At 63.3% G+C, this 14,177-nt stretch carries 12 protein-coding genes; 4 read left to right on the top strand and 8 right to left on the bottom strand.

Features of this window, described 5'->3' with window-relative positions:
- Positions 1 to 88: 88 nt before the first annotated feature.
- Together JQ863_RS09405 and JQ863_RS09400 are read left to right on the top strand one after the other, a co-directional pair.
- Entirely contained in the window at positions 89 to 1,252 is a 1,164-nt protein-coding gene (locus JQ863_RS09405) for an aromatic ring-hydroxylating oxygenase subunit alpha (protein WP_204114020.1), read from the top strand.
- The gene (locus JQ863_RS09400; protein ID WP_204114019.1) at positions 1,249 to 1,461 is read left to right on the top strand and encodes a hypothetical protein; all 213 of its coding nucleotides are present in this window, start codon (positions 1,249 to 1,251) and stop codon (positions 1,459 to 1,461) included. The genes JQ863_RS09405 and JQ863_RS09400 overlap by 4 nt, the downstream gene beginning before the upstream one ends.
- On the opposite strand, the gene JQ863_RS09395 is transcribed toward JQ863_RS09400, so the two are convergent.
- The 7 genes from JQ863_RS09395 to JQ863_RS09365 form a co-directional block, all read right to left on the bottom strand.
- Positions 1,458 to 2,249: a DUF2189 domain-containing protein gene (locus JQ863_RS09395; RefSeq protein WP_204114018.1), complete on the bottom strand. Its 792-nt coding sequence runs from the start codon at positions 2,247 to 2,249 to the stop codon at positions 1,458 to 1,460. The genes JQ863_RS09400 and JQ863_RS09395 overlap by 4 nt on opposite strands.
- A gap of 56 nt (positions 2,250 to 2,305) precedes the next feature.
- Positions 2,306 to 3,724 (bottom strand): amidase, encoded by a 1,419-nt coding sequence (locus JQ863_RS09390; protein WP_204114017.1) that lies wholly within the window; start codon positions 3,722 to 3,724, stop codon positions 2,306 to 2,308.
- Positions 3,725 to 3,881: 157 nt separating this feature from the next.
- Positions 3,882 to 5,009: a peptide chain release factor 2 gene (prfB, locus tag JQ863_RS09385; RefSeq protein WP_204114016.1), complete on the bottom strand. Its 1,128-nt coding sequence runs from the start codon at positions 5,007 to 5,009 to the stop codon at positions 3,882 to 3,884.
- A 92-nt stretch (positions 5,010 to 5,101) separates the two neighbouring features.
- Positions 5,102 to 5,518, bottom strand: coding sequence for a VOC family protein (locus tag JQ863_RS09380; protein WP_204114015.1), 417 nt, complete (start codon positions 5,516 to 5,518; stop codon positions 5,102 to 5,104).
- Positions 5,519 to 5,573: 55 nt separating this feature from the next.
- Positions 5,574 to 8,129 carry a PBP1A family penicillin-binding protein gene (locus JQ863_RS09375; protein ID WP_204114014.1) on the bottom strand — a complete coding sequence of 852 codons (2,556 nt, stop codon included), beginning with the start codon at positions 8,127 to 8,129 and terminating at the stop codon, positions 5,574 to 5,576.
- A 121-nt stretch (positions 8,130 to 8,250) separates the two neighbouring features.
- Positions 8,251 to 9,483, bottom strand: coding sequence for an N-acetylmuramoyl-L-alanine amidase (locus JQ863_RS09370; RefSeq protein ID WP_338055507.1), 1,233 nt, complete (start codon positions 9,481 to 9,483; stop codon positions 8,251 to 8,253).
- Positions 9,484 to 9,557: 74 nt separating this feature from the next.
- Positions 9,558 to 10,709 (bottom strand): pyridoxal phosphate-dependent aminotransferase, encoded by a 1,152-nt coding sequence (locus tag JQ863_RS09365; protein ID WP_204114013.1) that lies wholly within the window; start codon positions 10,707 to 10,709, stop codon positions 9,558 to 9,560.
- A gap of 22 nt (positions 10,710 to 10,731) precedes the next feature.
- Here JQ863_RS09365 and JQ863_RS09360 point away from each other — a divergent pair, with 22 nt between their 5' ends.
- Together JQ863_RS09360 and JQ863_RS09355 are read left to right on the top strand one after the other, a co-directional pair.
- Positions 10,732 to 12,120, top strand: a complete 1,389-nt coding sequence (locus JQ863_RS09360) for a M48 family metalloprotease (RefSeq protein WP_420826278.1) — start codon at positions 10,732 to 10,734, stop codon at positions 12,118 to 12,120.
- Positions 12,121 to 12,133: 13 nt separating this feature from the next.
- On the top strand, positions 12,134 to 12,877 hold the full coding sequence (locus JQ863_RS09355) for a DsbA family protein (RefSeq protein ID WP_204114012.1): 744 nt from the start codon (positions 12,134 to 12,136) through the stop codon (positions 12,875 to 12,877).
- Between the two features lie 109 nt (positions 12,878 to 12,986).
- Here the strand turns inward: JQ863_RS09355 and ispG are convergent, their stop codons facing one another.
- Positions 12,987 to 14,099 (bottom strand): flavodoxin-dependent (E)-4-hydroxy-3-methylbut-2-enyl-diphosphate synthase, encoded by a 1,113-nt coding sequence (ispG, locus tag JQ863_RS09350; RefSeq protein WP_204114011.1) that lies wholly within the window; start codon positions 14,097 to 14,099, stop codon positions 12,987 to 12,989.
- Positions 14,100 to 14,177 lie beyond the last annotated feature (78 nt).

The following is a 14,177-nucleotide window of genomic DNA, read 5'->3' as shown; positions in this document are numbered from 1 at the left end:
CCATGGCCGGGGTGAAAGGTCGCTTCCCGGCGCGTTTTGCCCCCGTCCCTGCCCCTAGGCTTTCCCAACGCCAAAACGGGAGGGTCCGATGACGCTTGATCTGTCTGCCTTGCACGCGGTCCGCAGACCTGTCGACACTGCGCAGGGGCTGCCGAATGCCCATTACACCGACGAAGATGTGTTTCGCGAGGAAAACCGGGCGGTGCTGTTTTCGACTTGGGCCGGGCTTGCGGTGGCGGCGCAGGTGCCGGAACCGGGCGACGCCCTGCCCCTGTCGTTCCTCGGCATGCCACTTCTGTTGATCCGTGGGCGTGATGGAACGGTGCGGGTTTTTAACAACATCTGCCGTCACCGGGGCATGATCCTGGTCGAAGAACCAAAGAAGATCGAGGGCGCGATCCGCTGTCCCTATCATTCCTGGTGCTATTCGACCGAAGGCAGGCTGGTCACAACCCCGCATGTCGGCGGTCCCGGCCAAAACACGCATGACGCGGTGGATCGGACAACGCTGGGTCTGGTCGAGGTGCGCAGCCATATCTGGCGCGACGTTGTGTTTATCAACATCTCGGGCGACGCACCCGCGTTTGAGGTCGCCCATGCCAACCTGATCGCCCGCTGGTCCGAGGTTGACCGCCCGCTTTACCACGGCGGCACGGACAGCATGTTCTCGCTGGACGTCCAGACCAACTGGAAACTGGCGGTCGAGAATTACTGCGAAAGCTATCACCTGCCCTGGGTGCATCCCGGCCTGAACAGCTATTCCCGGCTTGAGGACCATTACAATATCATCGAACCGGGTCAGTATTCGGGTCAGGGCACGCTGGTCTATCGCCAGTTCGAGGGCAAGGACGGCGGACCGGCCTTTCCCGACTTTGCCGACATTCCCGACAAGTGGGACACCGGCGCGGAATATATCGCGCTTTATCCCAACGTGCTGTTGGCGGCACAGCGCGACCATGCCTATGCGATCATCCTTGAACCGGTCAGCCTGAACCGTACCATCGAACATGTCCACATCTACTATGCCACCCCGGACACGGATACCGGATTGCGCGCCAAGAACACCGAGCTATGGCGCGGCGTTTTCGAAGAGGATGTGTTTGTCGTCGAGGGCATGCAGGCCGGACGCCATGCGCCGCATTTTGACGGCGGGCGGTTCTCTCCGGCGATGGATGGGCCAACCCATTGTTTTCACGACTGGGTCGCGGGGCGAATTCTGGACCATCACGGGTTGCCGCAGGCGGCGGAATGAGCGATCTGCACAGGCGGCTTCTGGACGCCCATGCCCGCGATGACCGTGCCGCGCTGGTGACGCTTTATTCCGAAGCCGCGAACCAGGCCATATCCGAGGACGCGGCCGGTTTCTTCCTGACGCAGGCCTATGTCTTTGCGCTGGAAACCGGCCACCCGGACCGCGCGGCGCTGCATGATCGGCTGAAGGCGATGGGCCGCGAGGATTAGGCGATTTCGTCAGCCGTCTGGTCATGCGCCAGCAGCGAATAGAGATGCCATGTCGCATGCCCCAGAAGCGGCAGCACGATGAACAGCCCCAGGAACCCCGGCAAGAGCGCCACGAAGGTCAGCCCGGCAATGATCGCCGCCCAGATCATCATGGTCACGAAATGCGCCGCGACGAACTGGAACGAGGTGATCATCGCGGTCACGAAATCAACCTCCCGGTCCAGAAGCAGCGGCAGGGATATCACCGTGATCATGTAAAGCAGAACCGCAAACAGCGCCCCGATCACGGTGCCAACCACCAGCATCGCGATGCCGTTGGTGGTGGTATAGATCTCAAACGAGGTCGAGACATTGGTCATCGTCGCCATGCCAAGGAACAGCGCAAAGATCATATGCGCCAGGAAGAACCAGAACAGGAAAATCACGATGATCACCGCGCAGATCGACGGCAATTGCCGTTTGCTCTGCCGCCCGATGACGCCGAAGATGGCCGGGTAATCCATCGGCAGGCCCATCTCGATCCGGCGCGACACCTCGTAAAGCCCGACGGCGGCAAAGGGGCCGATCAGCGGGAAACCGATCGCCGCCAGCACCAGCCAATAGGATTGCCCGGTCGCGATCGTGACCCAGGCCATGAACCACCCCGCCAGCACATAGGCCCCGGCAAAGAGAAACCCCAGACCGGGCTGCGCCTTCATGTCCCGCCATCCCCGCGCCAATGCCTGACGCAGGGTCGACAGTTTCACATCCCGCAAATCGGGCACACCCAGTTCCGGCGTTTCCTGCATCCATTCCTCCCTGCCTCGCGTTTGAGGGATATTGAGACAGGGTTTGGAAGGTTAAATCAAGCTTTGCGAATATGGGGCGGGGTCTGCTGCGGCCAAAGCGTTGCCTCGTGATAGCTTTGAGCCATCGCCATCAGGCGGCGGTCATCCCCCTTGCGGCCGATCAGCTGCATGCCCATCGGCAGCCCATTGGCGCCAAATCCGCAAGGCAGGTTTACCACCGGCAGCCCCAGCAGGCTGGCGGGGACCACCACCTCCATCCAGCGGTGATAGGTGTCCATGGTCGTCCCGTTGATCTCTTTTGGCCAGTGCCACTCGGCCGGGAACGGCCAGACCTGCGCTGACGGCAGGACCAGCGCGTCATAGCTGTCAAACAGCCGCGCCGCGGCGGTGAACCATTGCGAGCGGATCGCCCCGGCCTTGTGGATATCGGTGGCGGTAAAGCCAAGGCCACGTTCGGCCTCCCATTGCGCTTCCGGTTTCAGCTTGTCGCGCCGGGTCGGGTCGGCCATGGCCTCACCCAGTTCACCGGCCACGGCCCAGCTGCGCAGGGTGATCCAGCTGTCCCAGATCGCGGCGGCGCTGAAGGGCGCGTCCAGATCGTCGACCCGCGCGCCAGCCCCGGCAAAGACATCCAGCCCGGTGCGGCATTGGTCCAGAATCCCGCCCTCGACCGGCAGGACCCCGCCCCAGTCGCCCAGCCAGCCGATCCTGAGCCCTTTCATCGGAACCTCGGGCAGGCGCCAGTCGATGGCGGGCGCGTTATGCGGCACCAGGGGGTTCGGCCCGCCGATGACCTGCATCAACAGCGCCATATCCGCCGGGCTGCGCGCCATCGGGCCGCAAGTGGACAATTGCTGCAGGAAGGTCTCGCTATCGGTATCGCGCGGCACCACACCCCAGCTTGGCCGGAACCCGTAGACATTGCAGAAGGCCGCCGGATTGCGCAGGCTGCCCATCATGTCGGACCCGTCCGCCAAGGCCACCATGCCCGTTGCCAGCGCCGCCGCCGCGCCGCCGGACGATCCGCCCGCCGAACGTGTCAGGTCATAAGGGTTGCGCGTCACCCCATGCACGGGGTTGAAGGAATGGGATCCCAGTCCAAATTCCGGCGTGTTGGTCTTGCCGATGAATATCGCCCCCGCCGCGCGCAGGCGCTCGGCGATCAGCCCGTCCTTTGCCGACACGGTTCCCGCAAACAGCGGCGAGCCCATCGACACGGGCAGGCCCGCCACATCCTCAAGATCCTTCACCGCCATCGGCAGCCCGTGCAACAGCCCGCCGCGCGGCCCCCGGTCTGCCGCACGCGCGGCCTCGATCAGCGTGGCCTCATCCTGTAGCGACACGATGGCATTCACATGCGGGTTCGCTTCGCCAATACGCTCAAGCGTCGCCACCATCAGCGCCTCGGCGCTGAGCGTCCCGGTTTCAAGATCGGTCAGGATCGCCCCCGCGTCCCGGTCAAGCAGATGTGCCATGCGTGCCTCCGTCGCCATCGTTGCGGGTCAGGCTAGAGCAACTCGACACGGGCGCAAGCCCGGTGCGCTGCTTTTTGCTGGGTGAAAATACCCCGGGGTGAGGTGCAAAAACGCGGATCCCCCGCGTTTTTGAGCCGAGGGGCAGCGCCCCTCTTCCTTAGTCCTCGGCCTGCGCTTCTGCGCGGCTTTTGCCCGATGCGTTCAGGGCCAGCGTTGCCGCCATGAAACCATCCAGATCGCCGTCCAGCACGCCCTTGGTGTCCGAAGTCTCGTGATTGGTGCGCAGGTCCTTCACCATCTGGTAGGGCTGCAGGACGTAGGAGCGGATCTGGTTGCCCCAGCCCGCATCCCCCTTGGCCTCGTGCGCGGCGTTAATATCGGCGTTGCGGCGGTCAAGCTCCAACTGATAGAGCCGCGATTTCAGCGCTTTCATGGCGATGTCGCGGTTCTGGTGCTGCGATTTCTCGGAACTGGTCACGACGATCCCGGTCGGGTGGTGGGTGATCCGCACCGCCGAGTCGGTGGTGTTGACGTGCTGCCCGCCCGCGCCAGACGACCGGTAGGTGTCGATGCGGATATCGGCGGGGTTGACCTCGATCTCGATATTGTCATCGACCACGGGATAGACCCAAACCGACGAAAACGACGTGTGCCGCTTGGCGGCGCTGTCATAGGGCGAAATCCGCACCAGCCGATGCACGCCGCTTTCCGATTTCAGCCAGCCATAGGCGTTGGGGCCGGAAATCTTGTAGGTGGCGGATTTGATCCCCGCCTCTTCGCCCGCGCTTTCGGACTGCAATTCGACCTTGTAGCCCTTTTTCTCGGCCCAGCGGACATACATCCGCGCCAGCATCGACGCCCAGTCGCAGCTTTCGGTGCCGCCCGCGCCCGAGTTGATTTCAAGGAAGGTGTCATTGCCGTCGGCTTCACCATCCAGAAGCGCCTCAAGCTCTTTCTCGGCGGCCTTGACCGCCAGCGCCTTCAGCGCGGCTTCGGCGTCCTTGACGACCTCGTCATCCTCTTCCATCTCGCCCAGTTCGATCAGTTCGATATTGTCGTTCAGATCGGTCTCGATGGATTTGCAGGTGTTGATCGCATCGACCAGCATCTGCCGTTCGCGCATCAGTTTCTGCGCCGCTTCGGGATCGTTCCAGAGGTCGGGATCCTCGACGCGGGCATTGAATTCTTCCAACCGATACTCGGCGGTTTCCCAGTTGAGCCGCTGCTTCAGCAACTCAAGGGATTTCTGGATTTCCGCCACCGTATTCTGGGCTTCCGCGCGCATGAAGAACTCCGCTTCGTCAGTTTCAGATCAGGGTGATAAACCACCCGTGATGGACGGGCAAGACGCGGCCCGTGTCTGGGCGGGGAAAACCGTTACCTGTCGCGGCCCGGCTCTGCGGGATTGGAGGAAAACAGCGCGATCTTGTTGCCCTGCGGGTCGCGCAGGTAGCTGACATAGAAATGCGCGCCATATGCGGCGCGAAATCCCGGTGCGCCCTCGTCCGTGCCCCCTGCCAGAAGCGCGGCGGCGTGCAGGTCGCGCACCTGTTGCTGGCCTTCTGCTTCAAACGCAACCATTGACCCGTTCCCCGCACCTGCCGGGCCGCCGTCAAAAGGCGGTTTGACGTAGAAATCCGGCAGTGCCACGGATTGGCCAGGGATGCGGGGCAGAACAAAACTCAGCCCCTCGGGACCTTCTTCCAGATGATAGCCAAGCGCGGGCAGGAAAGCGCAATAGAACTGTCTGGCAAGGTCGATGTCGTCGGCGCCGACGGTCACATAGGCAATCATGCGCCTTCCCCTTGTTGATATGCGGACGGTCTTTGACCGCCACCCCAGGCGTCTCTCAGTAAAGACCGCCGGACGAGACCGTGCCGAAATCCGCCTTTGGTCCCACGATGGCCTTTTCGCCGGTCGATGTCGTGACTTCGGTTCCGTCCGTCGATGTCACCTCTTCGAACAGCGGCAGGTTCGAGCCCATCGCGAAGCCACCGTCATAGGCGATTCCAAAGATCGGTTCCTCGCCGTCGCGGAAATATTCCGCAACCACCGACGGGCCAGAGGCATCGTCGGGAAGCCGTGCGCCGGTGTAGCGGTCGATCTTGATAAAGCGGCCCCCCGGCGGGACCTTGAACTTGCCGCCGCCGTATTTCTCGATCGCCTTTTCCATGAACTCCTGGAAGACCGGGCCGCAGGTGGTGCCGCCATAGCTGCCGCGACCAAGCGGGCGCGGGATGTCATGGCCGATATAGCAGCCAGCCGCGATGGTGGACGAGAAGCCGACGAACCAGACGTCCTTGGCCTCGTTCGTGGTCCCGGTCTTGCCGGCGATCGGCACCGGCAGGTTGATCTGGCTTGATGCGGTGCCGCGTGTCACCACGCCCTGCATCATCGAGGTCAGCTGATAGGCCGTCACCGCATTCATGACCCGCGTCCGGTTCGATACGATGCGCGGCCCTTGATTGGATGGAATGTCGGCAGTCGAACAGTCGCTGCAGTCGCGCTTGTCATGGCGATAGATCGTCTTGCCATAGCGGTCCTGCACCCGGTCAACCAGCGTCGGCTCGACCCGTTCGCCGCCGTTGGCAAACATCGCATAGGCCGCAACCATCTGATAGAGCGTGGTTTCTTCGGAGCCAAGCGAGTTGGCCAGGAACTGCCCCATGTTGTCATACACACCGAACAGTTCGGCGTAATGGGCGACCACATCCATGCCGACCTCTTGCGCCAGGCGGATGGTCATCAGGTTCCGGCTCATTTCGATGCCGGTGCGCAGCGGCGTCGGGCCATAGAACTGGTTGGTCGAGTTGCGCGGCCGCCACAGACCCTGCGGCGTGTCGATCTCGATCGGGGCGTCGACAACGATGGTGGCGGGGCTATAGCCCGAGTCCAATGCGGCGGCATAGACAAACGGCTTGAAGCTTGACCCCGGCTGACGTTCGGCCTGGGTTGCGCGGTTGAACACCGTGTCCTGGTAGCTGAACCCGCCCTGCATCGCCAGAACGCGGCCGTTGTTGACGTCCATCGCCATGAATGCGCCCTGCACCTCGGGCACCTGGCGCAGCGACCAGCGCACGAAATCGCCGCTGTCATCCTTGGTAATCGCACGCACCAGCACCACGTCGCCACGATCAACCAGATCACCGGCGACCTTGGCCTTGGGGCCGCGCTTGCCGTCTTCCAGAAGCTTGCGCGCCCAGGTCACGTCCTTGGCAGGAATCCAGTGGCCATCGCCATCCTCGGGCACACCTTCGATCCCGATCCGGGCGTCGTTGGTGCCGACCTCCAGCACGACTGCCGGATACCATTGCCCGTCGAGGTCGACGTCACGCGGCACCTCGACCTCAGCCAGCGCCGCGCGCCAGGCGTCTTCCGATGCCAGTTGGTCGTCGCTCAGTCTCTTGCCAGTGCCACGCCACAGCCCCTGCGCGCGGTCGTATTTCTCAAGCGCGTGGCGCAGCGCACGGGCCGCAACCTCCTGCATCTCGGGGTCGACGGTGGCGCGCACGGTCATGCCGCCGGTAAAGAACTCTTCCTCGCCGAAATCATCCGACAACTGGCGGCGGATCTCGTCGGTGAAATAGTCGCGCGGCGGCAGCGCGGTGCGGAAACTGTCGAAATCGCCATTCTGGACCGAGCGGATGGGCTTGTCGCGTTCCGCCAGATAGACCTCTTCCGAGATATATCCGTTCTCGGCCATCTCGCGCAGCACATAGTTGCGGCGGTTCAACAGGCGGTCGTGCTGGCGGACCGGGTGATACTGGCTGGGCGCCTTGGGCATCGAAGCCAGCGTCGCTGCCTCGTGCGGCTCAAGCTCGGTCAGGGCCTTGTTGAAATAGGTCTGGGCCGCAGCCGCGACACCGTAAGAGTTCTGACCAAGGAAGATCTCGTTCAGGTAAAGCTCTAGGATCTGGTCCTTGGACAGGGTTTCCTCGACCCGCGTGGCAAGGATGATTTCCTTGATCTTGCGTTCGATCCGGCGGTCGCCGGACAGAAGAAAGTTCTTCATCACCTGCTGGGTGATGGTCGACGCCCCGCGCACGTTCTGCCCGCGCGAGCGCACGGCCTCGACCGCCGCCGCCGCGATGCCACGCGCGTCATAGCCCGAATGGGAATAGAAGTTCTTGTCCTCGGCCGAGATGAACGCTTGTTTCACCAGATCGGGGATTTCGTCCGACGGAACAAACAGGCGGCGTTCGCGGGCGAACTCGTCGATGATCAGACCCTCGCGGCTGTAAATACGGCTGATGGTCGGGGGCTTGTACTGGGCGAGGCTTTCGTGGCTCGGCAGTTCGCGGCCATACATGTAGAACACCGCGCCGATAGACAGCGCGACGATCGCCACTGCCATGGTGACGAAAGTGAACAGCGTTCCCAGGGTGGACAGGAAGAATCTAACCACTGTGGCCTCTTTTGCCTTTATCGTCTCTATAGCTGTCCCATGGCGGGGGGTCAAAACACATCCCGATGAGATATCAGCATCTTCCCGCCGCTGACGTTTGGTCAACTTGGCAAAAACAGCGTTACTGGCGCATCAACGCGCGGGTGGCCTTGTCCTCGGAGAGCCACGCCAGCAGTCCGTCGCGTATCCCCGCCGCCATCAGCGCCCGCCAGTTCGGGTCGCGCAGGTTGTCGAGATCCTTTTGCGAGGACATGAAGCCCAGTTCGACCAGCACCGACGGGATATCGGCGGCCTTCAGCACGGAAAACCCCGCACTGCGGATCGGCTTGCGGTTCACCGACCCGGCATTGTCCCGCATGCCCTGAACCAGCGCCTTCGCCAGCTTTTGCGACCGCGGCTGGTTTTCCAACCGGGCAAGATCAAGCAGGATGTCGGTCACCTGGTCATCGGTGCCGTTCAGGTCCACCCCGGCAAGGATATCCGCCCTGTCGTGGCGCTCGGCCAGATAGGCCGAGGCCTTGTCGCTGGCTTCCTGGGCCAGCGTATAGACCGTTGCCCCCCGCGCACGCCCTTGCTGGATGCTGTCGGCATGAAGCGAGATGAACACGTCCGCCCCGACCTCGTGCGCGATCGAGATGCGCCGTTCCAGCGAGACGAATTCATCCTCGTCGCGGGTCAGCGTGACCTCGAACCGGCCCGAACGCCGCAGCATGTCGCGCAGTTCGCGGGCGAAACGCAGCATCATGTCCTTCTCGATCACGTCGCCCTGTTCTGCGCCGGGGTCGATGCCGCCATGACCGGGGTCCAGAACGACATGGATCGGCGCCCAATCCGGTTTCGCCGCCTTTGGATCGGCGGTTTTGGCCGGTTCCGGCAAGTCCCAGCGCGGGTCGCGCGGTGCGCCCGTGGTGGCGGCAAAGGTGGTGGCGTCGGACCGGGCGAGCGCAACCACAAGCCGCGCTGCGCCGCTGGTGGCATCGGTCCGCATCTCTGCTGTGTCGACGATCAGGGGCGTGTTCAGTGCCAGAACCATGCGGCTCCAGCCCGGCCGATACTGGCCAAAGCGCAGATCGCCGATATGCGCGCTGCTGCCCAGACCCTCGGCCGTCAGACCGCTCCAGTCGACCTCGCGGAAATCGAGGACCAGCCGACGCGGGTCATCCAGCGTGAACAGGCGCCATGGCACCCCCTGCGACAGCGCAAGGTCAAGCGTCACGCTTGCTTTCCTGTCCGTCAGCGACGACTCCGCGGCATCGACCCGCGCCAGAGCGCGCAATTCCTGCGCCATCACCCTGTCGCCGAACGTCAGGCAAAGGGCGGCAACAACCGCCATATATTTCAGAAATCCGCTCACACCTGCCTCATGTGTCTTGTTGGGCGCAGTCTAGGGCATCGCCGCCCGCCGCGCCATCCTGGGGTTCCTGGCCGTCAGATATGGCCACGTTCCGCCATGAACCGGCGCAAACGATCCAGCCCTTCGGCGATATCCGCACTGGACCGGGCATAGGAAAACCGGATCGTGCCCGCGCCCCGGACGGGATCGAAATCAAGTCCCGGCGTCACGGCGACCCCGGCCTGCTCCAGAATCTCGTTGCAGAATGCCAGGCTGTCATCGGTGAATTCGCTGACATCGGCATAGACATAAAACGCACCATCCGGCGGGGCGAACTTGGTGAACCCCGCCTTGGGCAGACCCTCGATCATCATCTGGCGGTTCTGGCGATAGACATCCATGTTTGCCTCAAGCTCGCCCTGCGCGTCCATCGCCGCCAGCGCCGCGACCTGGCTGGCATGGGGGGCGCAGATGAACATGTTCTGGGCCAGACGTTCGACCTTGCGGACGTGGTCCTCGGGCACGACCATCCAGCCGACCCGCCAGCCGGTCATCGAGAAATACTTGGAAAACGAATTGATGACATAGCAATCATCGGTGATTTCCAGCGCGGTGACCGCTTTGGCCTCGTATTCGATGCCGTGATAGATCTCGTCACTGATGAAAGCCGCGCCTTTCGCGGCACAGGCCTCGATCAGGGCCGACATCGCGGCGCGGTCCAGCATGGTGCCGGTCGGGTTGGCGGGGGACGCCACCATCAGCCCCTGCACGTCCAACCCGGCGAAATCGGCAGGCACGGGTTGCAGTCGGTTTTCCGGCGCGGTCTGCAAGTCCACCGGCACAAGGTCCAGCGCCTTCAGGATCTGTCGATAGGACGGATAGCCCGGCGCCCCGATCGCCACCCGGTCGCCGGTGTCAAAAAGCGCGGTGAACGTCAGAAGGAACGCCCCCGACGATCCCGGCGTCACGATCACGCGGGCCGGATCAAGCGTGACGCCATACCAGTCGTGGTAAAGCGCGGCGATCCGCTCACGCAGGGCGGGGATACCCAGCGCCACGGTATAGCCAAGGGCGTCGCGCTCCATATCCTGTGCCAGTGCCTGCCGCGCGGCTTGTGGCGCGGGCGTTCCCGGCTGCCCCACTTCCATGTGGATGATGTGTCGCCCGGCGGCCTCGGCCCGGCGTGCGGCCTCCATGACATCCATCACAATGAAGGGATCGACCACGCCCCGCCTTGAGTTCCGCATCGGTTTCGTCCTTATTGGCCCCATGATTAGTACCCTGTCAGGCACCCAGAGGTTTCACCGCGAATTGACGGCAAGGTCAATCCGTTGCCTGCGCATGGGGCTGGTGATGATGCTGGCCGTCCTGTTGGCTGTGCTGCCGGCGACGGCGCGGGCGGCATCGCTGATCCGCGACCCGGATATCGAATATGCGCTGGAGCGGGTGGCCGAACCCGTGCTGCGCGCGGCGGGGCTGGCGGGACAGGTGCGGGTTCTGGTCGTCAATGACGATTCGCTCAATGCCTTTGTCATCGACAACAACAATATCTACATCCATTCCGGCATGCTGATGCGCATGAGCGAGCCGGACATGCTTCAAGCAGTGATCGCGCATGAAGCGGCCCATATCACCAATGGCCACCTGACCCGGCGCATGGCCAACCTTGGCGCGGCGCAGAACATCGCCCTTTTGGGCCTTGCGCTGGCGGTTGCCGCCGGTGCGCTGACCGGCGAGGCGGGCGCGGCGGCGGGGATCGCCCTTGGTTCTCAGTCTTCCGCGATCCGGGGCTTCCTGTCCCACACCCGCGAAGAAGAAACCGCCGCCGACCGCACCGGCGCGCGTTACATGGCGGCAGCGGGGGTCGATATTCGAGGAGCCGTGCGGGTGCATGAGATGTTCGAGGGGCAGGAGAACCTGAACCGCTCGCGGCAGGACCCCTATATGCAAAGCCACCCGCTGACACGTGACCGGTTGCGGGCGATGCGGTCCATGGCCGAGATCCAGAAGGGCGCGACCGCCACCCCGGACGAGACGCGCTATTGGTTCGACCGCGCGCGCGGCAAGACTTCCGCCTTCATGCGCGCCCCGAAATGGACCATGCGCCGCGCCCATGACAGTGCCAGCCCCGACATCACCCTGATGCGAGAGGCCGTGGCCTATCACCTGCTGCACGACCGCGCCAACGCGATTGCCAAGCTGGATCAGGCCATTGCCATGCGGCCCGACGATGCGTTTTTCTGGGAACTCAAGGGCCAGATCCTGCTGGAAAGCCGCCAGTTCAACGCCGCCGTCGACGCCTATGCCCGCGCGGTCGAACTTGCGCCGGACAATGCCCTGTGCCTCGGCGGTCTCGGGCGCGCGCTTCTGGCGGCCGGACGGCCGAAAGAGGCGCTGGAGCAGCTGGAGAAATCCCGCTCGCGCGATTTCCGCGATGGCCGCGTCCTGCGCGACCTTGGCGCGGCCTACGCGCAGCTTGGCGACAATGGCATGGCCTCGCTTGCCACCGCCGAACGCTATGCCCTGTCCGGCAAGATCAAGGACGCCGGATTTCACGCAACACGGGCCATGGCCCTCCTGCCCCAGGGCTCGAACGGCTGGCGCCGGGCGCAGGATATCGAATATGCCGCCAAGCGTGCGGAAGCGCGCAAGAAATGATGGAGAGACACCGATGAAATTCCTTGCCACCACCGCTGCGGCGCTATGCCTGACCGCCCTGCCCGCCGCCGCCTTTGACATCGACAAGATGTCCGACAGCGAACGCGCCGCCTTCCGCGCCGAGATCCGTGCCTACCTTCTGGAAAACCCCGAGGTGATCTTCGAGGCGGTCGAGGTGATGGAACAGCGCCAGGCCCAGGCCGAGGCCGCGCAGGATATCGAACTTGTCACTGCCAATGCCGATGCGATCTTTAATGACGGATTCAGTTGGGTCGGCGGCAACCCCGAGGGCGACATCACCCTGGTCGAGTTCATCGACTATCGCTGCGGATACTGCCGCAAGGCGCATGACGAGGTGGTGGAACTGATCGAGTCGGACGGCAATATCCGCTTTATCGTCAAAGAGTTCCCGATTCTTGGCGAAGGGTCTGTCCTGTCGTCGCGCTTTGCCATCGCGGTGAAACATCTTTACGGCGACGAGGCTTATGAGGCCGCGCATAATGCGCTGATCAAGCTCAAGCAGGACGCCACCAAGACCACCCTGGGCCGTCTGGCGGAAAGCCTTGGCCATGACAAGGACGCGCTTTTCGCGGCCATGGACACCGACAAGGTCAATGAAGAGCTGAACGCCACCCGCGCGCTGGCGCAACGCCTGCGGATCTCGGGCACCCCGACTTTCGTGATGCAGGATGATCTGCTGCGCGGCTACCTGCCGCTGCAGAACATGCAGGCGCTGGTGGCGCAGAAACGGGGGTAATCCAACAGAGGTTCGCGTCTCTTCCGGCGTCGACAGATTGTTTTTTGCCGCCGGATCGCCCCCGACCCGCCCCCCAGGGCGGGGGCGAACCTGTGTCGAGACCGCTTTTCTACTCTGTGGCCGCCTCGATCTGGGCGGCCTTTTTCTCGACCTCTTCGACGATGTGGTCGATCATCTGGTCATTGGACATCTTGTGGCTTTGCTTGCCCGCCAGATAGACCATGCCCGACCCCGCCCCGCCGCCGGTAAAGCCGACATCGGTCATCAGCGCCTCTCCCGGTCCATTCACCACGCAGCCGATGATCGACAGGCTCATGGGCGTGTGGATATGGGCCAGACGTTTTTCCAGTTCGGCCACGGTGGCGATCACGTCAAACCCCTGCCGCGCGCAGGACGGGCAAGAGATGATATTGACCCCACGATGGCGCAGGCCCAGAGATTTCAGGATCTCGAAACCAACCTTCACCTCTTCCACCGGATCGGCGGACAGGGACACCCGGATCGTGTCACCGATCCCCATCCACAGGAGGTTGCCAAGGCCAATCGCCGATTTGATCGTGCCGGACACAAAGCCCCCCGCCTCGGTCACGCCAAGGTGGATCGGCGCGTCGGTGACATCGGCCAGCTGCTGATAGGCAGCGGCGGTCATAAATACATCGGATGCCTTGACGCTGATCTTGTAGTTTCGGAAATCATTGTCTTCGAGGATGCGGATATGTTCGAGCCCCGACTCGACCATCGCGTCCGGGCAGGGTTCGCCGTATTTTTCCAACAGGTGCTTTTCAAGCGACCCGGCATTCACCCCGATGCGGATCGAACAGCCATGGTCCTTGGCCGCCTGGATCACCTCTTTCACCCGCTTTTCATCGCCGATATTGCCGGGGTTGATGCGCAGGCAGGCGGCGCCCGCCTCGGCCGCTTCGATGGCGCGTTTGTAGTGGAAATGGATGTCCGCCACGATCGGCACCGGGCTTTCGCGGCAAATGTCGCGCAAAGCCGTGGTCGCGGCCTGATCGGGCGCCGAGATGCGGACGATATCCGCGCCGGCCTCGGCCGCCGCCAGCACCTGTGCCAGCGTCGCCTTCACATCCCCGGAATCGGTATTGGTCATGGTTTGCACCGCGATGGGCGCGTCACCGCCGACGGGCACGTTTCCGACCATGATCTGGCGCGATTTGCGGCGCTCGATCTGGCGCCACGGGCGGATGTGGTTGATCGACATAAGGGGTTCGTCCCGGATCTGCTTCACTCGGGCCTTATGTAGTCTGACGCGACAAAAGGGGCAATGCGACCTTGCGCA

It is taken from the genome of Shimia biformata (genome assembly GCF_016888515.1).
GTDB lineage: Bacteria > Pseudomonadota > Alphaproteobacteria > Rhodobacterales > Rhodobacteraceae > Shimia_A > Shimia_A biformata.
The sequence above is the reverse complement of the archived record's forward strand: the minus strand, read 5'-3'. Positions and strand labels throughout refer to the sequence as shown.